Raw genomic sequence first — 24932 nt, 5'->3', positions numbered from 1 at the left:
AAAACCGCGACGCTACGTCTCCCGATCTTGTGAGACCCATCTCAGCCTCCCCATGCTGAAAAGTGAGTCTTCTCAAATATATGATTCCTGTCGACAAAGACCGCGACACTCTGACTCAGTAAGACTAGAGCCTGTAGCGCTGGAAGTCGCGCATCTACCGGCCAATCCCGCAAACGGCGCGTCCGTTACAATCAGCAGCCTTTCCGACATTGCCGGCGTGAATCAACTTGCGCCTGGGCAAACTCTCCCATTTGAAACAGCTGGCCTAACGATAGTTTACGGTCCTAATGGTGCAGGCAAATCCGGTTACGGACGCGTATTAAAACGTGCCTGCCGCGCGCGAAAAGCGGGCGAAATCATGCCTGATGCGTATCAACCGGCCCCGACGGGAAAAGCCACTGCCAGCTTTAGCATTCTCAAGGACGGCATCGCAGCCGATCCCGTTGCTTGGTCGGATACTGCAGGCCCGCACAACGTGCTGTCTGCGATCAGCGTGTTTGACCGAGACTGTGGCTCGGTCCATGTGCAGGAAAAGAACGAAGTTGCCTTTCGGCCATTCGGTCTGGATATTTCGGACGATCTCGCCGGTGTCTGCCAGAAACTGAAACAGCTTCTCGTCGCCGAGGAAGCCCAGCTTAGTGCAGCACGCCACCCGGTGTTCGCGACGCCAACTTGGAATCTGACGACCGATGTCGGTAAAATTCTATCGGCGCTCGCGTACAATACGGACCTGGCTACGCTCGAAACCTCGGGCGAAATGACGGCGGAAGAGCGCTTGCGGCTGGCAAGACTGCGTGAGGATTTGCAAAAGAATCCAGTGGAAGCTGCCGCCGCCCAAAGGCTTGTCGCCGACGACGTACGTAGACTCATTCTTGCCCTCGACGGATACGCCGTCGCATACTCGGATGAAGCACTGCAGAAACTTAAGTCGCTGGCCGACATTGCACGTGAGACACGAGCGGCAGCGACTGCAGCAGCAGATAAAGCGTTCGGAGGACTTTCCGTTGCCGGCGTCGGCGGCACTACATGGCGGGCGCTTTGGGAGGCCGCGCGCCGTTATGCGGAGCATGCCGCCTATCCGGGAAAAGCTTTCCCGCATAGCGAACACGAAATCTGCGTGCTTTGCCATCAACCGCTGACAGCCGAGGCCAAAGCCCGCCTTCAAGATTTTGAGTCGTTCATCAAAGCTGACGCGGAAGCTCAAGCCAACGCTTCTGAAACTGCATTCAATTCGGCGTTAGCTTCTTTCAAAAAATCAAAGCTCGACATTCGCGTCATTGGGTCGATGCGCCGCCGCCTCGCCGTTCAGACGCCAGGTGTCGCGCGGGCCGTATTGCGCTTTATAGCTAGCGCCGATTTGCGCCGACGCCAGTGCCTCGGGAGTCTCTCGACGGAAATGCAACTGACTCTCACTTCGTTCGCCAGCTCCCCGAAGGAGCAATTGCAAGCTATCGAAACGGCTGCCCAGGACTATGCGTCTCAACTCGATGACGCGGCCCAGGAAGTAGGCCGAGCCAAATTGATCAAAGAGCGAGATGGGCTCGCTGACCGAGACGCCGTGTCGGCACTTATGGACAATGTCCGGACGGAGGTCGCGCGCCTTGGCACACTTCGTATCGTACGTCGGTGTACCGACGACATGGCAACAAATGCTATCACGAAGCTAGGGAATGACATCGCGGACAACGTGATTACGCCGAAGATGCGTGATCAGTTCCAATCCGAAATCGTCAGCCTTGCGGCAGAAAAAGTACGAGTAGAGATAGTCCGGTCGGGCGGCCAATACGGCTCACCTAACTATCAAGTGCGCCTGTTCGCAAATCCGAAAGCCAAGGTCCATAGCGTTCTCAGCGAGGGCGAACAAACCTGTGTAGCCCTCGCAGCGTTCCTGGCAGAGCTTGCCACGGCCTCTCATAAATCGGCTCTGGTATTCGATGACCCGGTCACATCGCTCGATCATCGTTGGCGGGACAAGGTGGCCGAACGGCTAGTGAAAGAATGCAAACAGCGACAAATCATCGTGTTTACTCACGACATGGTGTTCGTAAACGACTTGCACGACAAGGCCGCGAGGCACGGCGCTCGGGCAAAGCTCGTCAGCCTCTCACGCGGGCCATCAGGCACGGGCATAGTGACGGACGGTCTCCCATGGCAACATGCTTCGCTGAAGGATCGTATCGATAAACTGGAAAAGGACGGGCGCGCTGCGCGGGCACTCTACGACGCGAATGACGAAGAGCAGTACCGGGACGCTGCGATTGGAATTTATAATCGCTTGCGTGCCTCCTGGGAGCGAGGGCTCGAAGATGTTCTTTTCGCCGGAGTGATCTTACGCCATCGCGATTATATCGACGCCAAGAACCTTAGACGGGTAACCGCAGTTGAAGCCGCCGACGTCGACGTCTACCGGAACAATTTCAAAAAATGCAGCGATCTCGTCGAGGCCCATGATCCCTCACGCGGCAGGGACGCCTCGGTTCCGCCTCCCGACGAGATCATGGCGGACATAAAGACGCTTGCTGATTGGGCCGCCGCTCTGCGCACGAAGCAGAACGCAATCGCTTAGGTCAAATTAATCGCATCATACGTTCGGACAGGGTGAACCTGAAAATCGCATAGTTGAAAATTTGATCCCTTGTCCGCCATGACCGCTCCCTATTCCCCTTCGTCGGGAGCGTCGCCGCTTACGGCATCCGGACCTGGTCCCTTATAGTCAGATTGTTCTTCCAAACTCTCCAGAGGAACAGCTGCTTTTTCTTCCAAACTCTCCAACAATTAGGCAGCTTGCTGCGTAGTGTTGTCAACGGCGTCTTGGACGTTGTGCGCGTGCACTTGTCTTCGCGACTTGGCTCGCTTCTTGTTGAGCAAGACCTGAGCGAAGCCGTTCCACTTCTTCATCGCTGCCCGCTTCTCTGGCATATAGTTCCAGCGGTCGTAGCTTTTCGAACTGACATCCTGAAGAGTGTGATTTTGTATTCGGTCACGGATCTCTTTTGACAGCCCGGCTTGTCCGGCCAGTGTCTTCCAAGTTCTACGCAGATCGCGGTTAGTGACAACCGGAATGACCTCGCGTTCGCGCTGGCGCCACATGAATGAGTAAAGAGTCCCATGGCTAACCGGCTTGGTAGGGTCAGTTGCGGATGGAAAGAACCAGCCGTGAGCATTTGGCTTGATCGATTCGATCAGTTCAGCCGCGACGGCAGGGACGGGAATGGCGTGCGGCTTGCCATTTTTTGTCTTTGACCAGTCGATAATTCGCTCCTTGGCATCCCATTGATCAACATGAAGACGCGCGATCTCTTCGACCCGCTGTCCTGTGAGCATGAGAATGCGCACGGCGCGGGTATAGGGCGGATGGACCGGCGCGTCTGGGCACTCGAGCCAGCGATAGAGATGCACGAACTCTTCTTCATCCAACCAACGCGTTCCGACTTTCTTGGGCTCAGTGGGTATACCGGCGGCCGGATTGTAAACAAGACGGAATCGCCGTTGGGATGTGCTCCGGTAATCGTGCTCGGCTTTCATTCCCCAGCTATATGCAGACCGAATGTAGCTGCGGACGTGGTCCGCCATTGAACGTTTGCCTCGGTCATAGATTGGCCGAATGAGATCCGTGATTTCTTCTGGCTCGATGTCACGAGCCTGCCGATTGCGGCCAAGCGTGTCAGCAACCTTATTGAGGCTCTTCTCGGCTTCCTTCCATGACGATTTTCCTAAGGCCTTCAAGTGGGCAACGTACGCTTCAAAGAGATCGGCCACGGTGCCGGGGCGGGTGTCGCCAGCGAGTTTGATGCTGCGGCCCTTCTGGATTATGTCAGCGAAGTCGCGAGTGAAAACTTCGCGGGCTTTGCTGAGAGACATTGATGGATAGGAGCCTAGCTTTTTTTTGAGGCGCTTCCCGTCTCGCCACTGCTGTGCCATCCAGTCTGCTGTGATGCGAGTAGGCATTGGCTTCATCACCAGGACCAATCGTCCCGTTCCGCGCCCCTCTCCATCGACGAGGCTGAGCTCTTTGCCGGTCTGCTCCACCTGCTTTAGTGCGCGGCGGATTTCTCCATCAGTAGGACTTGGCACTCGGCTCTCCCGTCGGTTCTCAGGTGGGGTCGTTAGACGGCTAGCAGGGGTCGGCGATTGGGGTCTCAAGGGTCGCTAATCCCCTTAAAACCGACCTCAATACGCCATGGCGCGCCAAACTACGACAAGAGAAAAAGAGAAGTTGAATCAATGGTATTAGTTGTGATTGAACGTGATCGAAATGGGCTGAGTGGGATGGTTATCGCCAATCCGTTGCAGGTGAAGGCGATCGCTCAGGCGCACGTCAAGACTGACAAGATCGACGCCGGTACACTCGCCAGCCTGCAGGCAGCGGGCTACCTGCCGCAGATCTGGACGCCTGATGCGGCGACCGAACGCTAGCGCAGGCTGGTGGCGCGGCGCTACCAGGTCGTGCGGCATCGCACGCGGCTCAAGAATGAAGAGCATTCGATCCTGCATGCGCACCTGATCCCAAAGTGCCCGCACGCCGATCTTTTCAACGCCCGCGGCCGGGCGTGGCTGTCCACTCAACAGTTGCCGGACGATGAGCGCGTAGCGATCGACCGGCACGTTCGTGAGCTTGACCGGCTGGCCGAAGACTTGGCCCTGCTCGACCGCGAGATCGCACAGGACGCCAGCGACGATCCCGCGGTCAACAGATTGATGACGATCACCGGCGTGAATCTGGCGGTCGCCGCCGGGATCGTGGCGGCGGTCGGCGACATCAGCCGGTTCAGCAGCCCGCAGAAGCTGGTGAGCTATTTCGGGCTGAACCCGCGGGTGCGGCAGTCCGGACTGGGAGTCGCCCATCACGGTCGCATCAGCAAGATCGGCCGTTCTCACGCGCGCGCCATGCTGGTCGAGGCGGCCTGGGCCGCGGCCAAGGCGCCCGGTCCACTGCATGCGTTTTTCGTGCGCATCCGCGCCCGGCGCGGCCATCAGATCGCCGCGGTGGCCGTGGCTCGCAAGCTCACTGTGCTCTGCTGGCATTTGTTGACGAGGGGCGAAGATTACCTGTGGGCGCGCCCAGCGCTGGTCGCCAACAAGACCCGCGCGATGCAACTTCAAGCCGGACATCCGCAACAGAAAGGCAACCGGCGTGGACCAGCCTATGCCTACAACATCAAGTCGCTGCGCGACCGCGAGATGTTGATTGCCGCCCAGGCAGAGCAAAGCTACGAACGGTTCGTGTCACAATGGAAACCGCGGCGGCCAAAATCCGGCGCGCGGGCGCCTCAGCTCGACAGGACAAAATAGGCAGTCCGGTGACGCTTGCAGCCGATGCGTCACGCTTCGCCACGAGGTCGCCCGCGCCCGACAACCATAATCGCCGCTGACGGCAAGTGCCAGCCAGGAATGCAATCCCGTTCCACGCCAGCATGCCGCCGTGCTCGGGCCGGTCAAGGCCAAGCCTTGCGGTGGCCGCAAACGCGGCCAGCCTTGACCGCCCCTGCGCGCGGCGGCTGAGTGATCGGTGGCCGGGACGGAAGAATGACCCGCAGCGCGACCGAACAAAAGAATGGACTTACAGCGGTTTCCGCAATCGTCGTCTCGGTCTTGAAGAAATCGCTTGTTCATCTCATCAAGTTATGAGGGCTTAAACGGCGAAAGAGGCCCCCTATGCGGGAGCCTCTTTCAAAGATGTTTAGACTCAGGTAGCGGCCCAACGGCAAATGTCGCAACGCGCCATCACTCCCGGAGTGGTCAGGTTTATCGCTAACTCGTGCTCCCCTGTCAAGTTCCTTAAAAAAATAGTCGGTCGCAGTCTAAATGCCAGATATCTCTTACGAATTTTTAACGAAGTTCTTTGCCGACTATTTGCCGTTCTCCCCAACGCCCAGCCAGGTTGAGGATTTTCAGTCTGATTTGACCCTTGTAAGTCCCTACCTACTTGAGGCCTCCCTGATCGAAGTCAAGGAGGGAACCAAGGGTGAAATACTAAAATACCTCCCGAATGATTGGCGACCGGCGATCTTCTTCGTATATAACCGCAAAGTGGCTGAACACGCCCAGCTGTTCCCGGTCTTTCACTCTTTCGAGAACGCTTTGCGCTCAACCGTCGCAGTGACCTTAGAGCAGCACTACAAGCATCCACGGTGGTGGCGCGCCATTTACGAGGAGCTAAAGAGGGGCGGGAGAGCCAAGAATATTGCCCAGATCGGCGGCGTTCCACTAGCCCGCCATGCGGCCTTTAGAATCGGCACGGTCATCTTGGACATTGAGGGCAAGCAGTTCCCCAATGGGCCGATTGATGCAATGGCGAACGGCTACGAGTTTATGCACGATTGTCATTTGGCCCACATACGGCAGCTTGTTGAGGAACACTGGGCGGTATTCTCCCCAAAATTCCATCCGCTAAGTGCAGCCGACTTCACCGCCAAATTTGAGAAGGTGCGGGAGGCGCGGAATGCGGTTTATCACCACCGATCACTATCCGGCATGTCGGACGTTGTGGCGGCCGCCGAAGAGCTTTTGGACAAGCTCAATTTCTGCCTGAGATTCGTTCACGGCAAAGTCGCAGACTGCGAGCCGACAAAACTTGCCTTTTCGGTCGAAGCCGAGAAGAGGCACCGCACTTGGGTGGTCTAATTTCAAACTGAGACACCACCTCCGAAGATCCCGAGAGCTGACACGACGAACCGCGCCGTCGTGTTGTACTGGCGTGGACGATCCGTTGGTGCTCATCAAAAGAAATACTCGGGCGCCAGCCATTTGTGTGGGACGCCGGTCGTCAGACCGCCATCGATGACGATCTCGGAACCGGTAAGATAACTGGACTCGTCGCTGAGCAGGAACAAGACTGCCTGCGACACTTCCTGCGGCCGGCCTGCCCGTCCCAGCGGAATGGGGAAAATGGAGGGATCGAAGCTCTCGGTCATCGGCGTGGTGATGAAGCCGGGATGGATCGAGTTGACGCGGACGCCCGAGGCCGCGGCCTCCAGCGCAGCAGACTTGGTTATGCCCCGCACGCCGAAATTGGAAGCAACATAGGCATGAAGCCCGGCAGTGCCCCGCAGGCCCTCGACGGACGAGATGTTGACAATCGAACCTCCGCCCCCGCGCCGGATTGCCGGCAGGGCCGCCTGCATTCCAAGGAACGCACCGGTTAAATTGACGGCAATAACCTTGTTCCACTGATCGAGCGGGAACTGCTCGATCGGGGCCATGCTGGCGATTCCAGCATTGTTAACCAGCCCATGCAGCGCGCCGAAGCTGCTCTCGGCGGTCGCGACCGCCCTAGCCCACTCCTCCGGCCGGGTGACGTCCTGACGCACATAGACGGCGGAAGTGCCCAGTTCAGCCGCGAGAGCCTCTCCTTCTGTATGAAGAATATCAGTGATTACGACCTTGGCGCCTTCAGCGACAAGCAGGCGCGCATGAGCTGCACCCATCCCACGAGCTCCGCCGGTTACCAGAATGACCTTTTCGTTCACACGTCCCATGACATGTTCCTTGCTTCGCTCCGTTGATCAGTGGCGGTGCAGCGGGGCGATCAGCTCGAGCCCATCTTTCTCGCGTAGACCAAAACTGGACACCTTGACGATCTCGCCGCCCGAAAGCTGGCGCGCCTTATTCCAGAAGAACTCTTCATGGTCCTCCATCAGTTCTTCCTACGCCGACTTGGCCGGATGCCTGCTCTAGCGAAATGGAGGTCAGCAGTTCGTAGGTGCAAGTGGAATTCTCCTCGAACATGCGCCCCGCCGCGCATGACCTAGCCATCCTTCGCCATGGGCATGGCTGCTGTCACCGAACTGCTCCGTCTTCTCGAAGGACGACATTCTCGCCCGATAGTCCCGCCCTTCTTGATGAGATAGGCTGCTGCCGCCTACCGGCGCCGGTTCCCACTAAACCGGCGTTCGCGGCGCCGCCTGCTGCGTTGGATCAGGCTTTGACGAGGCGAGAGCAACGCACATGAGGTTCTCCCGCGTGCAGCGGCGGGAAGATCCAGGTCTTTCTAATCAGCGCGCCAATGATGGCGCGCAGAAAAGCTAGGACATCTGATTGCAAGGCAAAGCTCCCGCGACCGTTCCGTGCGCCGGGCACGTCACCAGCTACCGCAATCGATACGGTCTCTCCGCACAAGCAGGGCGCGGAGACATGGATCTGCCGTGAGATCGTCTCAACAAAAGGGCGATCACACTACGCCTGCCGTGCAGCTCTCATCCGAACTTGAACAACACACCGTATCCGCCGCGCGGATAGCTCCATTCGATGTCGCCGGTGGGCTCGCCGATGACCCGGCAGGTGCCGCACTCGATGCAGCCGTCGACGGTGACCTCGACCTGCCCCTTGTCGTTGAGCTCATAGCAGCGCGCCGGGCAGACCTTTAAAAGTGCAAGCAGCTGCGGGGATGGCTTCGTGTGTGCGCGCACTTTGATGTGGGGACGACCGACGTCGACGAGATAGCGGTTGTAGAACAGCTTGTCCTCGACGCGCACTGATGTCTCAACATTCATATTTCAGCTTCCTTGGCTTCGATTATGTCTGGTTAGCGCCAGGCACGGGCGAGGCGGAATGCATCGCCAAATAGACCGCTCCAGGACCGCGCATTGACAAAGGATTTCAATGTCACCTTCTCTTTCTCAGCCTTCGGCGTACCGTCGACGCGTACATAATTCTGCATCGCCCTGGAGACGAGCTGCGGATAGGTGAGAAAGAAGTTTTGCGAGTTGGTATGCATCAGCATCGGCATATCCTTGTGCTTCTTGAGATCCTTAATCACGAAGGAGTCGTCCAGCATCTTCTTGTAGACTGACAGATTTGCCGCGGTCATGGGATGGCTGCGCGATTTCACCTGGACGATCGCTTCCGCCGCGATGCGGCCCGAAGTCATCGCGAGGTTAGAGCCTTCGCGATGAATGGCGTTGTTGAGCTGCGCCGCATCGCCCACCACTACCCAGCCATCGCCATAGAGCTGCGGGATCGCCTTGTAGCCGCCTTCAGGAATGAGGTGCGCGGAGTATTCCTTGACCTCCGAGCCCTCGATCAGGGGCGCCACGGACGGGTGACGCTTGAAGCGGTCGAGCAGCCCATATGGCGTCTCTCCGGTGCGCTGAAAGTCGGCGACGATACAGCCGATGCCGATCGAGATGCACTCCTTATTGGCATAGATGAAGCCCATTCCGGTCATGCCACTGGAAATGGTGCCGGCCGCTTCGACAACGACGCCTTCGTCGCCCTTGAGATTGAAGTGGGCCTCGATGGTCTCACGCGGCAAAAAGTGCATTTCCTTAACTGCGAGTGCCACCTTGTCGGGCTTGGGCCGCTCGCGCAGGCGCGCACGCGTACCGAGAAGGCCATTCACGCCTTCGGCCAGCACCACGACATCTGCGTGGATTTCGCCGTCGCGGCGATCCGTACGAACACCGATGACTTTCCCATGGGCGTCCCGCGCGAGCTCAGTGACGGTGGTCTCGCACAGCACGGTCGCGCCGGCCTCGCGCACTTTCGAGGAGAACCATTTGTCGAACTGCGCGCGGATGATCGTGTACCGGTTCGGCCGCTCCTCGTTGAAGTCTTCGGAGCGGTAGTGCACGCCGAGATGGGAGCGATCGTCCATTATCCAGAACCGTTGCTCGACGAGATGACGTTCGAGCGGCGCGTCATCGCGGAAGTCCGGGATCAGCTTTTCGAGCATGTCGGCATAGAGGATTGCGCCCTGAACATTCTTCGATCCGGCATATTCACCGCGCTCGAGCTGCAGCACCTTCATGCCGCGTTGAGCCATGGCCAGAGCCGCCGCGTTGCCCGACATGCCGGCGCCGACCACGATTGCATCGAACTTCTCCTCGATCACAACAACCTCCTCTAGCTCGCGATCCGGTCGCGCGAATGCGGTGAAAGCCGTGCACGAAATGCGGCCGTCAGCGCTGGTAACAGGTGCATAGCGTCATTGACGACGCCGATATGGGCAAAGTCAAAGATTGGCGCGTTCTTATCGGTATTGATGGCGACGATTAGATCGGCGCCCTCCACGCCGACCCGATGCTGGATCGCGCCGGAAATGCCTGCGGCGATATAGAGCTTTGGCCGGATGGTCTTGCCCGTCTGGCCGATCTGCCGGTCCGAGGTGACCCAGCCCTTTTGTACCAGCGGACGCGAACAGCCATATTCGGCGCCGAGCACGGCGGCGAGCTGCCGTACCAGCTGGAAACTCTCAGGCGAGCCCAACCCCAGCCCGCCGGCGACGACAACGTCGGCATAGGCGAGATTGGATTTGGCCGAATCACGGTCCGGCACAAAGGACAGCACCTTGGTGACGATGTCTTCTTCGAGCAGGCGGAGCGGATGCATGATAATGCGGGCGGCATCGCGCGCGACACGCTCTGGCATCGGCATCACGCGCGGGCGGACGGTTGCCATCTGCGGCCGGTAATTCAAGGTGTAGATCGTGCAAAGCAGCGATCCGCCAAAGGTCGGACGCGTGGCCGCAAGCGAACCATCCGCGTCGACGTCGAGCTCCGTGCAGTCGGCGGTGAGACCCGTCAGTAGCGTAGTAGCTACCGAGCCTGCAAGATCGCGACCGAGCGTGGTGGCGCCCAACAGCAGGATCTCTGGCTTGTAGGTGTTGACGAGATCGGTCAGCGCCTTGGTGTAGGACTCGTTACGATACTCCGAAAGCACATTCTCGGTCACGAGATAGGTTAGGTCTGCGCCGTAGCAGAACGATTCGAGCGCGGCGTTGCGCGTGGTCTCGGCCTCCGGGCCGATGACGACCGCGGCGAGATCAACCTTCAGCTTGTCGGCAAGCTTGCGGCCCGCACCCATGAGTTCCCAGGAGACGGGATGCACCTGGCCGCGCTCCTGCTCGACGAAGACCCAGATGTGCTTGTAGGCCTTAAAGTGCTCGGGCAATTCTTTTTTGATTCCTGCGCGGCCGCCCGCGGCCGGCGTAGGAGCTTTGGTGATGTTGCTCATAGCGTTGAATTCCCCTCAGAACCTGCGCGCCTGCGCCACAAGATCGGTCTCTAGCTTGGGTTGCCCTTCAAGATGGCTTTCATCAGCACCTCCGTCGGCTGCTTGGCGGCTTCCACCAGCCCGGCCCTCTCGGCGCGTGGCGACGGCGCAAAGGCGCGCTTGACGATGGTCGGCGAGCCGGGCACGACGCATTTCGAGACTCCTCGACGCCGGCCTCCTGCGCGCTCCATTTTACAACCGGCCCTAGCGCCGCGCGCAGGGCGGCGGTCATCACGGCGCTGCAAATCTGGCTGGTTGCTTCCGCCATGGCTGACCAGGCAGGGCAGCTTTGTGCGCAACATCTGCACGCCGCGTTCGGCGCGGCGCTCCGCGTCCACCGTGGTGAGCGCGGCGATCTCGCCGCCGAACTTGTCACGCGATTGGAGCGCGGCCTCGAGCGCGAACAAGGCGTATCGGCTGATGATGCTCGCCCCCCTGACGCACGATGGCGTTGGTCACGGGATAGACCGCGAATCTGCGCGGAATCGGGAACCTGCTTGGTGCAAACGATACTGTGCATGCCTTCTCCAGAAGTAGCGTGGAACGCGAGTTATCCATTGGCGGCCATCTCACGGTCAATCCCAGCCTCAATGGCGTCAAAGACAACTTCGAACGGCATTAACGCGAGCGTGACCCATAAGATGATGCCGGCGCGAGCGGCGAGCAGTAACGGCAACATGATTGGTCTTGCTCCATATCTCATCTCGGAGGACAACAATTCTGTGTAGTCGGCACCAATGACGGACTTGGCCAGAGAACAGCAAGTGCCGTACCAGTTGGGGCCATCAAAAATTAGACGTCCATTCAATGACTTGAGAAAATAAAGACTGGCCGTTAACATCGCCGACAGTACAATTCCGACATACGTCGCGAATGCGACAGCGCCGCTTCGCGCATTGCTGTACAGAGTTGATCTGCATGAAGAGGAAGATGGCACAACGCGCCGCGCCGACATGGCTTGAGGCAGATCTGAACTGATGTATGAGGCTATTTCAGCGAGCTCAACGGCACGAAGGCCGCCGGTTTCTTGGGCTCCGCGACCGCATCCTTCAAGACCTTGAACACCCGCTGGTCGATCGGCGAGGACGCCACGAAGTCGGCATAAGCCTGCTCCAGCACCGCCTTGCACCGCGCCGTGACCTCGGCCTCCGCGCCACCTTCGAATACTTCCTTGGCGAGATATTGTCCCATGCGCTTTAAGATGTGCAGGCGCGCGACATTGACGATCTTGGGGTCGTAATCGACGCCAAGCAGCGCAAAAAAATCTTCGGCCGAGCAGGCCTTGTTGAGCCGATCCAGGATGCCGACTGCCGCCTGTGTGTTGCTCATCGAAAAATCTCCTTTGGGTTAGGTCGACCGGCCTGTGGTCGGGACCCGGCTCCGGCTGGTCATCTCCTTGCGACGCTGCTTCGCGTAGGCGGCGCTGCATATCGCCTCCATGGCCTATGTCTTCGCGGATCAGCGAGGGCTTGCGCGGCACGCCGGCGGTTTCGGCGGTAATGATGCCGACCATGGCCGCCTCACGCACCATTGGTCAACGAGCGCTCGCAGACGTCGCGCCAGATCGCCACCACCGTCTCGCACGCTACCGGCCGCTTGTGCTCGATGGCATGTTTCCGCACCCGCGACAGAATCTGTCTTGCGTCCTCGGCGTTGGCGGCGAGCTGCAATTCGTCAAGTAGGGTGGTGATCGACGACAGCCCGGAATGCTTGCCGATCACAATACGGTTGGATCGACCGAGCAAATTGGGGTCGAGCGACTGATACGTGCGTTGATCCTTCATTAGGCCATCGACATGAATGCCGGATTCGTGGGTGAATACATGCTCACCGACGATCGCCTTGTTCAGAGGAACCGTGCGTGCAGCCGCGGCTGCCACCAACGCGGCGACATTCTCGAGTTCCGGCAGCACGATGCCGGTGTCACGCCCGTAGAGCTGTTTGAGCGCGACCGCGACTTCTTCCAGCGGCGCATTGCCGGCCCGCTCGCCGAGCCCGATGACGGTCACCGAGGCGTGGCTCGCGCCACCCTTGATGGCGGCGAGCGTATTGGCGGTCGCAAGCCCGAGATCGTCATGGCCGTGAAATTCGGGCTCGAGACCGGTGGTCGCGCGCAAACGAGCCGTCAGCGCATAGGTGGAGTCCGGATCGAGCACACTGAGCGTATCGGCAATACGAAAGCGCCGTGTGCCGGCGGCTTTTGCGGTGGCGATCAGCTTGATGAGAAAATCGACGTCAGCGCGGGAGGAGTCCTCGCCGCCGACGGCAACCTCAAGCCTACGCTCGCGCGCATAACTGACCACCCGCCTCACCTGCTCCAGCGCTAGTTCGCGGTTATCGCCAAGCTTGGCGGCAATCTGCACGCCAGAAGCCGGAATCGAGACATTGACCATCGGCACCTTGGCCTCGATTGCCGCATCGACATCGGCTTCACGCATCCGGCACCAGCCGATGGTGGTGAGCGGGAGACCGGCATCAACGATGGCGCGGCTGGCGGCGATCTCCTCACTGCCCATCGCGGGCGTCCCCGCTTCGATCTCGGTGACGCCGGCCCGCGCCAGCGGCTGCGCGATCGCCACCTTTTCGTCGGTGGTGAAGGCAACGCCAGGCGCTTGTTCGCCGTCGCGCAGCGTCGTGTCGTTGAGCACGATCGGACTTCCCCATGCCGTCTCGGACCATGACTGTTTGGCAGAGGCGGCGGCGATCATGGGAGGCTCCTTGTTGGCTTTGGCAAAGCAAGGCTTGAGCAATGCGCATGCCACGCCGGCACCCGCCACAAGCCGTTGGACAAGCGCACATTTTTCGGCACCAGCCGGATTGTCGCAAACGCGACAGTGGCGAAGTCGACGCGTCTGCTTACGTCACGGGGCGATGGGATGGCATCAACTCCGCTTGCGGCTCAGATGGATGATCAGATCGACGCAGGAGACTTCGTGGTCTGGCAGCGGCTCGGGCACATTCACAAGCAGGAGATCCGCATCGGGAATATCGAGCAGGATATCCTCGCCGGGCAGATAATAATGCGGATGCGGCGAGGTGTTGGTGTCGTACAACGATCGCGACCCATCAAGACAGATCCGGCGCAACAGGCCGGCTTCCGTGAACTGGTTCAAAGTGTTGTAGACGGTAGACGATGAGATCGGAAACCCGGTCTCGCGCGCCTCGGCAAATAGCATCTCTGCGGTGACATGCCGGGCGCCTCTGGCAAACAACAGCTCGCTTAAGATCAGGCGCCGGCGCGTCGGTCGCAGCCCGGCGTTGAGCAACACCTCCTTCCAGCCGGCGTCGGGACATTGCCCGCTGAGAGGAGCGGAGGCCGGTTCCACCTGCACCTCGTCGAAGTCCGCGCGATCCCCGGCGTCCGGAAGTCTGGCCAACGGACGATCCATCCGAAGTCGCTCACATTGGCCAGGTGCCGGCCGCAACCGGGACAGCCGCCTGCAGCAGAACCTCGCGCCGGCGCTCGGCCATGCGGCTCTCGCCGCTTTCATCGCCGAAGCAGAGGTTGAAGTCGTTGCATTGCGTGCACACCGGCGTCGTGCACATGACAAGGCCGTCGTCCTCGCACAGCGTGCGATAGAAGAAGCGCTTCCAGCGCATATTATTGGTATTGCGCGCGGCCAGCGGCGCGAAATGGCGGCCTAGCAGCCGGGATAGTTCGCCACGACCGCGCAATCCGAGATCTTCCCACAAGTGATTTGGCTCGATTGCGCGACGCGCGATCATCCCAGCTAGCCAGTTGCCGATGTCCCCTTCGGTCGAGCGTTGTGCGAGCAGGAGATCACGCAACATTGCCGCCTCGTCGCTCTCATTGCGCTTGAAACGCAAGAGCAACTCCTCCGCGTCTATCCGGATCGACGGGAAGTACTGCTCCAGCAACGCGGCCAGCTCATGGCTGGACAGACCGACCTTCTCGGAAACCAGACCACCATCCATCGTGGCGGCCGCTAGAATAGACGCCAGCACGTGGCGATCGAAATTGCTGTCACTGGTTATGTCGGCATCTACGGGGTCCGCCCCAGTGAGCAGGCGGTAGGTCGCAATTCCCCTATGCCGCTCACCGTTCGCTTCAGTCGCTCTGGCAGCCATAAGCGGAAACAATTGCGCTTCGAACATGGGTTGCCGATCTTTCCACAGTGATCAAGTATGCTCGGCTGCATCGTGATGCTGGTCACGACATCTTTCGCCGGAACGCCGACCTTCTTATTGAGCATTGGGAAGGCCGGCTTCCGTCGGTGTGTCCTTTACCCGGCTGCGAGTTCGGCTGCGGTCTTGCCGATGATGGTCTCGTCAACCGCCTCCATGATGCCGTGCTCCATCAGCATGTCCTCGAGCTCATCCATGGAGATCGGGGTCGGGATGATGCCCTTGCCGCCATTGTTGTGGATCTTGGTCGCGAGATTGCGATAGTGATCGGCCTGCTGGGATTTCGGCGCATACTCCAGCACGGTCATGCGGCGCAGCTCCGCATGCTGCACGACGTTGTCGCGCGGCACGAAATAGATCAGCTGGGTGCCGAGCTTCTTGGCCATCGCCTCCGCCAGTTCCAGTTCCTTGTCGGTCTGCCGCTCGTTACAGATCAGGCCGCCGAGCCGCACGCCGCCAGAGTTGGCATATTTCAGAATGCCCTTGGAAATGTTGTTGGCGGCATACATTGCCATCATCTCGCCAGACATAACGATGTAGATCTCCTGCGCCTTATTCTCGCGGATCGGCATCGCAAAACCGCCGCAGACGACGTCGCCGAGCACATCGTAGGAGACGTAGTCGATGTTCTCATAGGCGCCGTTCTCTTCCAGGAAGTTGATCGAGGTGATGACGCCGCGGCCGGCGCAGCCGACGCCCGGCTCCGGACCACCCGACTCGACGCAGCGGATGTCCTGATAGCCGATCTTCATCACGTCCTCGAGTTCCAGGTCCTCGACGCTGCCGGCATTCGCCGCCAAGCTCAAAATCGTGTCCTGCGCCTTGGCGTGCAGAATCAGGCGGGTCGAGTCCGCCTTGGGATCGCAGCCCACGATCAGGATCTTGTGGCCCATCTCGGCCAGCGCCGCCAACGTGTTCTGCGAGGTGGTCGACTTGCCGATACCGCCCTTGCCGTAGAACGCGATTTGTCTCAGTGAAGCCATGTTGCTCTCCATCAACCAATTTGCCAAAGATTGCGCGCTGCCTCGCGCGCGAGCTTGTTTCTCGCTCAGAAACGAGGCACACGGGTTCAAGGGAAGGAGAGCAGCGCTCGTCTTGCGCGTCTGCGTGCACTCAGCCCTCAGTCAGTGTTGCTGCATCCTGATAGCAACCGCCGTGCCAACCCTGGCCACGCTCTCTAAGTTTCTGATTACACTTTGAAAAATTCGGGAGCCGGTGGATGAAACCAGGTGTTTTGAACGTGACAGGATTCGTGCCGCTGTCAGAAGCCGGACAAGGATCGCTAGCATCAAAACGGGAAAACGCCGGCTTAGCGCGAGCCATTTCAATGCATTCATGCACGGAACAGAAATTGCTAACGCTCTTGCAAGCCGCTTTGTCGGAGCGGATTTTCAGGAGAGCAACAGTGCAGATTGGTGTCGAAACGTCGAAAGCAGTGGACCTGCGACGGGTGTTCGTGGTCGACGATAACGAGATCACCCGCGCGGCATTGCAATTCATGCTGCATGATGAGATCGAGACGCATGAGCTTGCAACGCCAGAAGAGGCCTTTGCCAGGGGCATCGATTGGTTAAAACCGCATGTGGTGTTGCTCGGAGCCTCTTATTTAAGCAAGAGGGGCCGGCGTGATCGGCGAATTGGCGGCCCATTTTCCCGACGCTCAGATCCTGATCATCGCGACAAATCCGACGAGGCCGACGCGGTCGAAGCCGTCAAGGCCGGCGCACACGGCGTTCTGGTCAAGCCGCTGACCTTGGAAACCATTCGCAAGAAGGCCGATACCATTCTCGAACGCGGCGGCGTCACGCCGGTCGTGCAGCTCAGTGTGCTCAAATAGGCCCGCGCCATGACGACGATCATTTTCTATCACAAACCCGGCTGCGCCACCAACGCGCGCCAGATGCAGGCGCTGAAGGCCGCGGGCCACCACGTGATTGCCAAGGATATCTTGAAGGAGCCGTGGCGTGCGGAGGAACTGCGCCGCTTCTTCGGCAATACGCCGGTCGCATCCTGGTTCAACCGCGCCGCGCGGCGTATTAAGTCAGGCGAAATTAATCCCGAAACAAGCGACGCGGCGAGCGCACTCGCGCTGATGCTGAGTGATCCGCTCCTGATAAGGCGCCCGCTGATCAACGCCGATGGCGCAAGATGCGCCGGATTCGATCATGGGCCCGTGCTGTCGCTGGTTGGGCGGAGCATGCAAGATGATGTCGAGCGATGCTCGCGCGAGGAAACCGGGGGACACTGCTCGAGCGGGTGAGCTGCAGAGCGCGTAGTTCCACCGAGAGGGAAAGGAGCGAAGTTTCCTCCGCTCCCCATTCTTGACGGGCGCGAGGAGCAAAGCTCGCTGAAGGCTGTCGGGGCTCTACACGCGCGTACATTTGGAATTCAACGGCACTTCGGGGTCCCACTTTCGGTCCACCAGATGGTCTTGCCCCTGAAACGAGCGGGTCTCATGACGCGGCAGCCCGGCTCGCCGCGCAGCAACGAAATGCTGGTCGCTCCTGAGCAGCTATCCCTCTTGGAAATGCCAAACCGACCAGTCAAGACTTCTGTGTTGAGGTACCAGTCTAGCAGGCTTTGAAAAAGGCGCTCGCCGCCTACCGGCGAGCGGGATTCATTGCCTCCGATGAGATACGGAGATCGTGCGTGCGCGGCGGCGACAATCAACTGGCGAGCTGTTCAGCTACGTTGACCTGGAGGCGCGGGTGCGGCGTGATCACGCGCTGCGATCATCCATCGGGAGCGAGGCGCTGTCGGCGCTATAGCGCGAGCTTGCGTCGCTCTATTCGCCGATTGGGCGGTCGTTGATCCCGCCGGAGAAGCTGCTGCGGGCGATGCTGTTGCAGGCGTCTGATAGGTGTCCTATTCCCCCCTGCGAGGTGCCCAACTAGCACAGCACAGCATTCTGCGGTGGAGAAATGCGCGCATCGGCCTGCGCCTTTCTGCTCGATAGCCTCCGCACGCAATGTGATACGAACGCCTTCGGCCTTATCGGACTGAGATCGGCGCGTCACGTGATCGGCGATAAATTCCAGCACTGCAGCGCCAATCTCGGCAACTCGGCCGGCCACCTCAAGCCGCCGAGCGCGACGGCCTCTGATCGCCGCCATGAGTTCGAGAATCTGTTTCAGCGGGATCGCTTCGCCACCGAGCATGAGCGATGTCCAGCCCGTCCGCGCCCCACGGCAGCGATGAGACCTTCGGCAACGTCGCGCATATCGGTTCACGACGAACTCAAAGGGCCTTGCGGACGCTCGTCGATGATGACGGCCAGATCGCGCCGAAATCCGAGCACGATAAACAATTTCGCCATTACAAACATCGGTCCGAGCAACAGATGGATCGGATTGTCGACCAGTGCCGGTCGGCGACGTTCGAACACCTGGTGCCCAAAAACCTGCGATGCACTGCCAATCACAATCAGGATAGCGGTAAGCGACCACATTCGGACAGTATTTGCCTGAACCACGAAAATGGCGGCGGCTGAAAGCAATACGATCGCAGCCCCAAGGATCGCGGCTTCAAGCGCGAAGTCAAGCAGGAACCAATAGATGAGCACCGGTATGGTAGCGATGGCCGCCACACTGGTTTGGATCCCGAACGCGGCGATGGACCATTGGCTGAGCGGAAGAACGGCAGCCAGGAACAGGAACACGATACCGAAGACATGCATGGCGCAATTCCAAGGGGCGCGATGATACTCAACATAGTCGGCAAGCTGCCGCCGAAAAAATGAACTCATGCGGCGCTCGGTTCGCCTATTGTATCGGCAGGCGTGGCAAAGCTCATCAAGCGCATCTGCTAGTCTCCGTCGGAAACGTCACGGTCTCATTCAAAGCGCGGCCACGTGAATGTTCGCTGCCCGTCGAGCGCGCGACGCCGCCGCCAGCATCGAAGTCGTTGCGCCTAATTCAGCGACTAACAGACTACAAGGCTGCATCATGAAACAGGTATCCGAAATGACCGCGCGATGCACCGCATTTTTCTCGCAGGTGTTACCATTCAGCCTCATCGTTGAGACCGCAGTTGATCCCGCCGGTCATTGAAATCTCCGCGTTTTGCATTGTGGTCCGCGGCCACACGCGAGCAGCGCCGCAGTTGGCAAATCGCGACGGACAGCGAAATCGATCATCAAATCTATCCTTGATCGTTCGACGATTCTTGCTTCTACTCGTGCGCTGCGGTCTGTCGCATTGACATGCATCAACCGAGGGTCATTATTCCATGGAGACGCTTCGCAAGCGCTCGCACCTGCGCGCCGTGTACGTGACTCCAAAGTTACTCGGTCGTTATCGAGAGAACCCCAGAATTTGTGACACGCTCTTCTATGGCGGATTAGAGCCAAACTCGGAATCCGGCGATGCGCGCCGCGAAGCGATTCAGCTGGCGCCGTCTCAAACCAGGAGCGCGAGCCAGATGAAAGCTCGATATGCGGGCGCCCAGAACTGGGGGCAGCGACGACCGCAATGTCGTGACCAGGCTTCCGTTATCGCCTACCTGCGGGAATGGGCCGATGCGGCATGACGAACAGCGATCCCTGCTGCGCGCTTGCGGCAGTCGCGGCCAGGTCAGCGCCGTCGCGATCGACACGATGGCCTAGCACATTAGGGTTGATGAAAAAGCTCCAACGTGCAGCCAGCCAATGCGGACATCGCGTCGAAGCCGGCAAATTCGCCGATGCTGAATTGCGCGTGAAAGCCGGACATCAGCGGACGCTTCGCTGCACGTTCCAGTTCGACCGCATTGACATTCGCAGCGACATCGATCGAGCCGAGCGAGGCGCCGAAGGCAACCAGCGCGGCCCCGAGCTCCAGAGGCGTACTGGCAACCGCGAGCCACGGCAGGATGAGCGCAATTCCGAAGCCGCCGATCAGGATGATCGGTTTGCTGCCGTAGCGCGCGCACAACAAATCGCTCAAAATCATCGAGACGACCAAGCCGACGCCCAAGCAGAGCAGCAGAAAACCGAGAACTCCATCATCGACCGCCAGCCGCTCCTTCGCGAACGGCACCAGCGGCACCCAGGCCGCAATGCCGAAGCCGGCGACAAAAAATGCAAGGCGCGTCGCGAGCCGGGTGGCCAGGCGATCGACGGACATCATCGGTGAACCCCGGAGGAAAAGTTGGTGGCTTCGTGTTCGGACACGCTAAGGACATCACGGCGGAGCGTGAGCGGCTGCGACCGCAGTTGCCGCCGCCCGAACATGCTGTTTCATGTCGCCTCACAGCAAATTGGCGGGGCGGCCGGGACGCCACGGAGGAAGTGCCGAGTCCGCCCTTACAGCACCGCCCCGCCTCCGACCGGTGATGGTGCCCCGAACGAAGCAAGCGGCGTGCCGATTTTGAAAGTTGGAGGTTCTACAGTCGCTTCGTACTGGGTGTGTGTTGCGTCAAGTCGCGGACATTGGTCTCAAAGCTGAAAAACGGCCGCTCTCGTTCAGTGCGCCCGAAGGCTCTGCCAAACCGTATCACTATCGTCGGTGTGTGATCACGTCGCGGTTGTCGACCACCATGTCGAGCAGCGTGTCCTCGACCATGCGGCAATCCACGCCATTGATCCGGACGCGCGAGCATCGCCGGACCGGAATACAACCCAATTGCCGACGTTGACGTCCTAGCCGTGGAAATAGGTGCCGGTCTCCGGCTCATCGTGAAGGCGGTCTTGCGCTTCTTGAGCACCAGGCCGAGGGTGCCCTGCCAGACTGATTCCTTGATCGCGCCGGTCGACAGGATGAGCCCGCCCTTGGTCTTCTCCGGCTCGATGTAGATGCCGACCAAGACCTTTGTTGTTCAGCAGCTCGATGCTGCACAGATCGCCAATGAGCTTCATAAGCTCAGTCTTCTGGTCCTCCGACTCCGAGCGCCGTTCCCGTGTCGAAACGCATACCATCCCTTCCCTCTCCTCCTACTCTTTCAGGATGTCTTCCATCGTCTCAGCGAGCACCGTGCGCGCGTCGGCGGGCGCCTTGCGGCACCACCTTGCGCTGATACCGGCCCCAATCTTTGAGATTATCCGACGTGATGGCATCGATCACCTATCCAGCTCATCAAGCTTGGCCTGAAGACGTTCGGCCAGCTTGATGGCGATGGTGACGCTCATTTACAGCCCGCCCACTTGTTTCCGAGCCAGTTGTAGAAGCGCCATGCGAGTCAGCTGGCATCTGACAAGGAAAAGGCCGCCTGCGTTGCCACAAGCGGCCGAAGTCTAGGGAGGAAACGCCCAAGGAGGGCAGGATGCAGCCTAGGACGAAAGCCATCAGCAGCTCAATTGAACGCAGGTAATCGTCGAGCATCCAAAGGTGCGACGGAACGATACGAAGGTTTATGTCGAGATCGGCAAGGGCAACGCCAAAATCGCCGCTCGCCGCCGGTACCGGCCACCAGATGCCGCACCAGGATCATTTCCGCGGGTTGGCCTTGTCGCCGTACTTTGTCTTCTCGAGAAGGCCCTCGCCGCTGCCGGCGCCATACTACATCTTGGGGTATGCCTTCACGCGGCCGCCGTTGGCAAAGCCGGCCTTGTAGCTCATTTGGCGCTTTCCGCGGAGCGGCGGGCGGCATCACCCGCGTACTTGAGCTGTCGCGTACTTCGGTCCTTTCGTTGCGGGGGTGTATGCCCGGGGCTTCTGCATCGTGCGGGAGAGCGGTACCGACCCGCGCGGCTCTGCGGCTTTTTTGGAAGCGGGATGTCTTCTCCAAAGGTCCAGTCCTTCTTGAGCGTAATCCTGTAAAGGAACCGAAGCGCCGCGACAGCCGTATGGATTGAATATTGGGGGCCAACCTCTTCTCGTTCGTGAGGTAGATTTGATAAGTCCGGATGTGCTCGGGGGTCAGCGCATCCGGCGACATACGGAAGTAACGTGCAAACAGCGATACCTGTTGGAGATACGATGCCTGTGTATGCGGCGACAGATTCCGCACCTGCATGTCCTCAGTCATCCGTTGTCGAAGAACCGTCATGGGAAGCTCCTTAAGCGCTGCAAGCAGCGCCTCCAGCATCTCGCAATCGAACTTCGTCGGGAATGCAGGAAGATCAGATGGTGGTACCGAAGCTTGCCACGAGTCGCCTACCGCGAAGCGGTGATGCGCCGGAGAGGGGCGGACTGCGTTGTATTAACGAGGAAGCGGGGTAATGCCCGTGAGGTCATCGCTATTGGATCGGGTCAACCAGCAATGGGAGGAAGGCGAGTTGTGCGACGGATAGCGAATATGGCTCTGTTGAGCCATATTCGCTATCATCGCTGATCGTCGGCTCTCTGATTCGCCCGTTAAAGATGGACGACCTATGCTCGACAATCCGGAGAAGACCACCCGGCTGCTCGCCGCACTCAAGGTAGCTGCGCCATTTGACGTTGAACTGGCACCATCGTTGATCGAATATCTGCAAGCCGAGAATGTTGCCGATGCTGATCGGATGCACCACGTCGTCTGGGATTTGTCATACGCCGGTGACGAGGGCGGTATCATCTGCCATTTGTCTCGCTCGGAAGAAACAGGCAGAGCGCTTGTCGTCTCCCTCACACATGTGCGCGTGCCGCGCTCGATGCCACTTGCAGCGGCCGTTCTGGATTATCAGAAGCACCGAGTGAAGAAGCTCAAGAAGCAGGGCCGGAGGTAGCATAGAAATGGCGCACGCGATTATCCGAGGAAAGAATGGTCGTCGATATGAAGTGGAGTTTGAAGACGCGCCGGTACGCGTCGAAGTTCATGCCAGTGAGGAGACCGTCGAGATTTTTGTGGAGGCGATTTTGAAACGCACCCGGAAGAACGGCGACGTTTTGCGATAATCAACATCCTCCGCCACCTGTTCAGCGAGGCCACGGGTCGGACGGCGCGACGCACAGCGAAGGATCGTTAATGCCGCTGCCGCGCACTCTGTGCCGCTTCCTTCTTCAGGCCGCCGCCATCGCTGCCTACCGCGGAGCGGTTTAGTCCAGTGCCTGCTATATCGACCAAGACATAGGAGGCACAGCGCTGCGATGGAACCGCTGCAAGCCGGCGTCGACTGTTCCGTGATCGCGCCGTGGCTCGGTCATGAATCGGTCGAGACGACGCAGACGTACCTGCACGCCCACCTCGCCCTCAAGGAAGCTGCCCTGGCGAAGCTCAAGCCGTACGAGCGCGGCAAGCGAACCCGCTTCCAGCCGAACGACCGCCTGCTCGCCTTTCTGGAAGCGCTCTGAACGACCAGACTATGCCGAATGGAATGGGGCTGCCGTGCACGCGATCGACGGTGCCAGCGTGACAACGGCGTGCCATACCAAACCCGTTCCGCATAGTTCGGCGGGCGGCATAAACGGCAAGAATTAACGGCGTTGATTCGCAAGCCTGGCTGGCCGATGTCCTTGCCCGCATCGCCGCCCATCCGGCTCATCGGCTGGACGAGCTCCTGCCCTGGAATTGGACGCCAGCATCAGCGATCTCCGCTCCAGCGGCATGACGACACACGTCAACAAGGTCCATCACGTCACCACAACCAATGGCAGAAGCTGCGAGGAGACCAACCAGGAGCCGGGCTCTCCAGGATTCAGATCTCGACTGCAGCTAATTATCTGCGGGCTGATACTTTAGACAAGCCGAGCGTGGTGGCGCTCCAAGAACGAGCTGAGATAGATAGGGAATGTCGCGCACGATCCAGCGTACCATTAGCGCGACGGCAACAATCGCTCCCCCAAGAATTCCCGCGACGGCCAACCTAGTCGTGAGATCCCAAAGTTCCCCGTATTGTATCGAATCCATGAGACGAAAGACCGTACCTTGTATCAAGTATAACAGCAGCGTGCTCTGTCCCAGTTCCACGGTAATAAAGCGGGTGACTCGATTTGAGCGGCCAACTTTCCAGCATTGGAGGACGAGCACGATCACGATCGCTGAGGCCGCTACGGAGCCAAGAAGCATCAGAAGTACGTTTTTTGCCGACTGCATATCGTGCACTAGGGCGAGATTGTTGTAGATGTAAGTGTCTTTGCGCCAGGCTAGAAAGCACACCAAAGCCGCTATGGAGAGAAACGTGATTAAGAGCGGCTTGTGAGATCGCGTTATGCTCGTCCACCATTCTCTCGACTGAGCAAAAGAGACTCCTAGGCAGAAAAACGGGAAAGTATACCTTATGAGAGGTGATATGGAAAATGTCACAGGTGCAAGTGCGACTAGTATGACTGATACGAATAGGATCCAGGGCGACCGACGATTGAAAATCGAAAGAATTTTGACTAGAAGGAAAGAAACAAAAGCAGCCCAGATGAACCAGTATGTGCCCGCGGAATCGTTTAGACACTGCAAAACGCTGCCTGGTTCGCTTGCAGACGAGCTAAATGCGGCCAACTTGGCTGTCTCTAGGATAGCGTACCAAAACAGCATGGGCAACAAGAGCTGCATCGCACGATCACCGATGGCTTGAGTGAATGACTTTCGCAAGAGCGCTCGCCAAGAAAGATATCCGCTTATCGCCATAAAGAGTGGCATGTGGAACATGTAGATCCATTTGAAACATGGCGACTCCCAGAAGCCTTCATCTCGGTAGACGACATATTGGATCAGGTGACCGACGATCACCAAAGTGATGAGCACTCCTTTCGCGAAATCTAAACCTAGATCTCGATCGTTTGCCTCCGGCGTGCGCGCCCCGGGCACAGTCGATCCAGTTATTTTTGGCAATGTATCAAACCTCTCGATATCCCTTGTTCCGATGAGCCGGACACCCGCTTGACTGGGAACACCCGCTGCGACCAAGTACTAGTGCAAGCTGCATCAGAAAAACAGCGGCTCATCATGGTCATTAATTCGGGGGT

General features: G+C 59.1%; 22 protein-coding genes and 6 pseudogenes. 11 read left to right on the top strand and 17 right to left on the bottom strand.

Annotation, left to right across the window (positions count from 1 at the left end):
- Positions 1-358: 358 nt before the first annotated feature.
- Entirely contained in the window at positions 359-2566 is a 2208-nt protein-coding gene (locus GWE18_RS40190; protein ID WP_275191047.1) for an AAA family ATPase, read from the top strand.
- A 209-nt stretch (positions 2567-2775) separates the two neighbouring features.
- On the opposite strand, the gene GWE18_RS40185 is transcribed toward GWE18_RS40190, so the two are convergent.
- Positions 2776-4074, bottom strand: coding sequence for a site-specific integrase (locus GWE18_RS40185; protein WP_275191046.1), 1299 nt, complete (start codon positions 4072-4074; stop codon positions 2776-2778).
- A 195-nt stretch (positions 4075-4269) separates the two neighbouring features.
- Between GWE18_RS40185 and GWE18_RS40175 the strand changes: the two are divergent.
- Positions 4270-5292: pseudogene (locus GWE18_RS40175) on the top strand (IS110 family transposase); the annotation flags it as partial.
- Between the two features lie 513 nt (positions 5293-5805).
- Complete coding sequence (locus tag GWE18_RS40170) at positions 5806-6624, top strand: hypothetical protein (protein WP_275191043.1); 819 nt, start codon at positions 5806-5808, stop codon at positions 6622-6624.
- 95 nt (positions 6625-6719) lie between these two features.
- Here GWE18_RS40170 and GWE18_RS40165 read toward each other — a convergent pair whose 3' ends face one another.
- The 12 genes and pseudogenes from GWE18_RS40165 to nifH all read right to left on the bottom strand — a co-directional run bounded on the left by GWE18_RS40165 (position 6720) and on the right by nifH (position 16121).
- On the bottom strand, positions 6720-7478 hold the full coding sequence (locus tag GWE18_RS40165; protein ID WP_275191042.1) for a glucose 1-dehydrogenase: 759 nt from the start codon (positions 7476-7478) through the stop codon (positions 6720-6722).
- A 27-nt stretch (positions 7479-7505) separates the two neighbouring features.
- Complete coding sequence (locus tag GWE18_RS40160) at positions 7506-7637, bottom strand: hypothetical protein (RefSeq protein ID WP_274542306.1); 132 nt, start codon at positions 7635-7637, stop codon at positions 7506-7508.
- A 558-nt stretch (positions 7638-8195) separates the two neighbouring features.
- Positions 8196-8492: a ferredoxin family protein gene (locus tag GWE18_RS40155; protein ID WP_028350609.1), complete on the bottom strand. Its 297-nt coding sequence runs from the start codon at positions 8490-8492 to the stop codon at positions 8196-8198.
- A 32-nt stretch (positions 8493-8524) separates the two neighbouring features.
- Positions 8525-9832 carry an FAD-dependent oxidoreductase gene (locus GWE18_RS40150; RefSeq protein WP_057853688.1) on the bottom strand — a complete coding sequence of 436 codons (1308 nt, stop codon included), beginning with the start codon at positions 9830-9832 and terminating at the stop codon, positions 8525-8527.
- A gap of 11 nt (positions 9833-9843) precedes the next feature.
- Positions 9844-10953, bottom strand: a complete 1110-nt coding sequence (locus GWE18_RS40145; protein WP_213253652.1) for an electron transfer flavoprotein subunit alpha/FixB family protein — start codon at positions 10951-10953, stop codon at positions 9844-9846.
- Between the two features lie 15 nt (positions 10954-10968).
- A pseudogene (locus GWE18_RS40140) lies at positions 10969-11512 on the bottom strand (hypothetical protein).
- A 30-nt stretch (positions 11513-11542) separates the two neighbouring features.
- Positions 11543-11833, bottom strand: a complete 291-nt coding sequence (locus GWE18_RS40135; protein ID WP_275191041.1) for a hypothetical protein — start codon at positions 11831-11833, stop codon at positions 11543-11545.
- Positions 11834-11979: 146 nt separating this feature from the next.
- Entirely contained in the window at positions 11980-12321 is a 342-nt protein-coding gene (nifW, locus tag GWE18_RS40130; RefSeq protein WP_213253675.1) for a nitrogenase stabilizing/protective protein NifW, read from the bottom strand.
- Between the two features lie 191 nt (positions 12322-12512).
- The gene (gene nifV, locus GWE18_RS40125; RefSeq protein ID WP_275191039.1) at positions 12513-13700 is read right to left on the bottom strand and encodes a homocitrate synthase; all 1188 of its coding nucleotides are present in this window, start codon (positions 13698-13700) and stop codon (positions 12513-12515) included.
- A 174-nt stretch (positions 13701-13874) separates the two neighbouring features.
- Positions 13875-14369: a Fur family transcriptional regulator Irr gene (irr, locus tag GWE18_RS40120; RefSeq protein ID WP_275191038.1), complete on the bottom strand. Its 495-nt coding sequence runs from the start codon at positions 14367-14369 to the stop codon at positions 13875-13877.
- A gap of 22 nt (positions 14370-14391) precedes the next feature.
- The gene (locus GWE18_RS40115; protein WP_108522739.1) at positions 14392-15108 is read right to left on the bottom strand and encodes a nitrogen fixation protein NifQ; all 717 of its coding nucleotides are present in this window, start codon (positions 15106-15108) and stop codon (positions 14392-14394) included.
- Positions 15109-15236: 128 nt separating this feature from the next.
- Positions 15237-16121, bottom strand: a complete 885-nt coding sequence (gene nifH, locus GWE18_RS40110) for a nitrogenase iron protein (RefSeq protein ID WP_057853693.1) — start codon at positions 16119-16121, stop codon at positions 15237-15239.
- A 236-nt stretch (positions 16122-16357) separates the two neighbouring features.
- Between nifH and GWE18_RS40105 the strand changes: the two genes are divergently transcribed.
- The 3 genes and pseudogenes from GWE18_RS40105 to GWE18_RS40095 all read left to right on the top strand — a co-directional run.
- Positions 16358-16975, top strand: a complete 618-nt coding sequence (locus GWE18_RS40105; protein ID WP_249734886.1) for a response regulator — start codon at positions 16358-16360, stop codon at positions 16973-16975.
- Between the two features lie 9 nt (positions 16976-16984).
- The gene (locus GWE18_RS40100; RefSeq protein WP_108522738.1) at positions 16985-17398 is read left to right on the top strand and encodes an ArsC/Spx/MgsR family protein; all 414 of its coding nucleotides are present in this window, start codon (positions 16985-16987) and stop codon (positions 17396-17398) included.
- A gap of 389 nt (positions 17399-17787) precedes the next feature.
- Positions 17788-17990 (top strand): annotated as a pseudogene (locus GWE18_RS40095) (IS5/IS1182 family transposase); the annotation flags it as partial.
- Positions 17991-18364: 374 nt separating this feature from the next.
- Here the strand turns inward: GWE18_RS40095 and GWE18_RS40090 are convergent.
- Positions 18365-18883, bottom strand: a complete 519-nt coding sequence (locus GWE18_RS40090; protein ID WP_275191037.1) for an Mpo1-like protein — start codon at positions 18881-18883, stop codon at positions 18365-18367.
- Positions 18884-19365: 482 nt separating this feature from the next.
- Here GWE18_RS40090 and GWE18_RS40085 point away from each other — a divergent pair, with 482 nt between their 5' ends.
- Complete coding sequence (locus GWE18_RS40085; protein WP_275191036.1) at positions 19366-19665, top strand: hypothetical protein; 300 nt, start codon at positions 19366-19368, stop codon at positions 19663-19665.
- 80 nt (positions 19666-19745) lie between these two features.
- Here GWE18_RS40085 and GWE18_RS40080 read toward each other — a convergent pair whose 3' ends face one another.
- Both GWE18_RS40080 and GWE18_RS40075 read right to left on the bottom strand, forming a co-directional pair.
- On the bottom strand, positions 19746-20243 hold the full coding sequence (locus GWE18_RS40080) for a hypothetical protein (protein ID WP_342804343.1): 498 nt from the start codon (positions 20241-20243) through the stop codon (positions 19746-19748).
- 1562 nt (positions 20244-21805) lie between these two features.
- Positions 21806-22101: pseudogene (locus tag GWE18_RS40075) on the bottom strand (site-specific integrase); the annotation flags it as partial.
- Positions 22102-22426: 325 nt separating this feature from the next.
- Between GWE18_RS40075 and GWE18_RS40070 the strand changes: the two are divergent.
- The 4 genes and pseudogenes from GWE18_RS40070 to GWE18_RS40055 all read left to right on the top strand — a co-directional run.
- Complete coding sequence (locus GWE18_RS40070) at positions 22427-22759, top strand: hypothetical protein (protein ID WP_057846766.1); 333 nt, start codon at positions 22427-22429, stop codon at positions 22757-22759.
- 7 nt (positions 22760-22766) lie between these two features.
- The gene (locus tag GWE18_RS40065) at positions 22767-22928 is read left to right on the top strand and encodes a hypothetical protein (protein ID WP_275191035.1); all 162 of its coding nucleotides are present in this window, start codon (positions 22767-22769) and stop codon (positions 22926-22928) included.
- A gap of 171 nt (positions 22929-23099) precedes the next feature.
- Positions 23100-23324: pseudogene (locus tag GWE18_RS40060) on the top strand (tyrosine-type recombinase/integrase); the annotation flags it as partial.
- Positions 23325-23437: 113 nt separating this feature from the next.
- Positions 23438-23581 (top strand): annotated as a pseudogene (locus GWE18_RS40055) (transposase domain-containing protein); the annotation flags it as partial.
- A gap of 104 nt (positions 23582-23685) precedes the next feature.
- Here GWE18_RS40055 and nolL read toward each other — a convergent pair.
- A complete protein-coding gene (nolL, locus tag GWE18_RS40050; RefSeq protein WP_275191034.1) occupies positions 23686-24798 on the bottom strand; it encodes a nodulation factor fucose acetyltransferase NolL in 1113 nt (370 codons plus the stop codon).
- Between the last annotated feature and the right edge of the window lie 134 nt (positions 24799-24932).

This window comes from Bradyrhizobium sp. CSA112 (genome assembly GCF_029051645.1).
In the GTDB taxonomy this organism is placed as follows: Bacteria; Pseudomonadota; Alphaproteobacteria; order Rhizobiales; family Xanthobacteraceae; genus Bradyrhizobium.
The sequence above is the reverse complement of the archived record's forward strand: the minus strand, read 5'-3'. Positions and strand labels throughout refer to the sequence as shown.

Coding starts and splice junctions, on each gene's coding strand:
- GWE18_RS40065 (WP_275191035.1), top strand. CDS start 22,767: ATGGCGCACGCGATTATCCGAGGAAAGAATGGTCGTCGATATGAAGTG.
- GWE18_RS40155 (WP_028350609.1), bottom strand. CDS start 8,492: ATGAATGTTGAGACATCAGTGCGCGTCGAGGACAAGCTGTTCTACAAC.
- GWE18_RS40170 (WP_275191043.1), top strand. CDS start 5,806: ATGCCAGATATCTCTTACGAATTTTTAACGAAGTTCTTTGCCGACTAT.
- nifV (WP_275191039.1), bottom strand. CDS start 13,700: ATGATCGCCGCCGCCTCTGCCAAACAGTCATGGTCCGAGACGGCATGG.
- GWE18_RS40080 (WP_342804343.1), bottom strand. CDS start 20,243: ATGATGTCCGTCGATCGCCTGGCCACCCGGCTCGCGACGCGCCTTGCA.
- GWE18_RS40070 (WP_057846766.1), top strand. CDS start 22,427: ATGCTCGACAATCCGGAGAAGACCACCCGGCTGCTCGCCGCACTCAAG.
- GWE18_RS40135 (WP_275191041.1), bottom strand. CDS start 11,833: ATGTTAACGGCCAGTCTTTATTTTCTCAAGTCATTGAATGGACGTCTA.
- nifW (WP_213253675.1), bottom strand. CDS start 12,321: ATGAGCAACACACAGGCGGCAGTCGGCATCCTGGATCGGCTCAACAAG.
- GWE18_RS40085 (WP_275191036.1), top strand. CDS start 19,366: ATGGAGACGCTTCGCAAGCGCTCGCACCTGCGCGCCGTGTACGTGACT.
- GWE18_RS40115 (WP_108522739.1), bottom strand. CDS start 15,108: ATGTTCGAAGCGCAATTGTTTCCGCTTATGGCTGCCAGAGCGACTGAA.
- GWE18_RS40100 (WP_108522738.1), top strand. CDS start 16,985: ATGACGACGATCATTTTCTATCACAAACCCGGCTGCGCCACCAACGCG.
- GWE18_RS40145 (WP_213253652.1), bottom strand. CDS start 10,953: ATGAGCAACATCACCAAAGCTCCTACGCCGGCCGCGGGCGGCCGCGCA.
- GWE18_RS40165 (WP_275191042.1), bottom strand. CDS start 7,478: ATGGGACGTGTGAACGAAAAGGTCATTCTGGTAACCGGCGGAGCTCGT.
- GWE18_RS40105 (WP_249734886.1), top strand. CDS start 16,358: ATGAAACCAGGTGTTTTGAACGTGACAGGATTCGTGCCGCTGTCAGAA.
- GWE18_RS40190 (WP_275191047.1), top strand. CDS start 359: ATGCCTGATGCGTATCAACCGGCCCCGACGGGAAAAGCCACTGCCAGC.
- GWE18_RS40160 (WP_274542306.1), bottom strand. CDS start 7,637: ATGGAGGACCATGAAGAGTTCTTCTGGAATAAGGCGCGCCAGCTTTCG.
- nifH (WP_057853693.1), bottom strand. CDS start 16,121: ATGGCTTCACTGAGACAAATCGCGTTCTACGGCAAGGGCGGTATCGGC.
- GWE18_RS40090 (WP_275191037.1), bottom strand. CDS start 18,883: ATGAGTTCATTTTTTCGGCGGCAGCTTGCCGACTATGTTGAGTATCAT.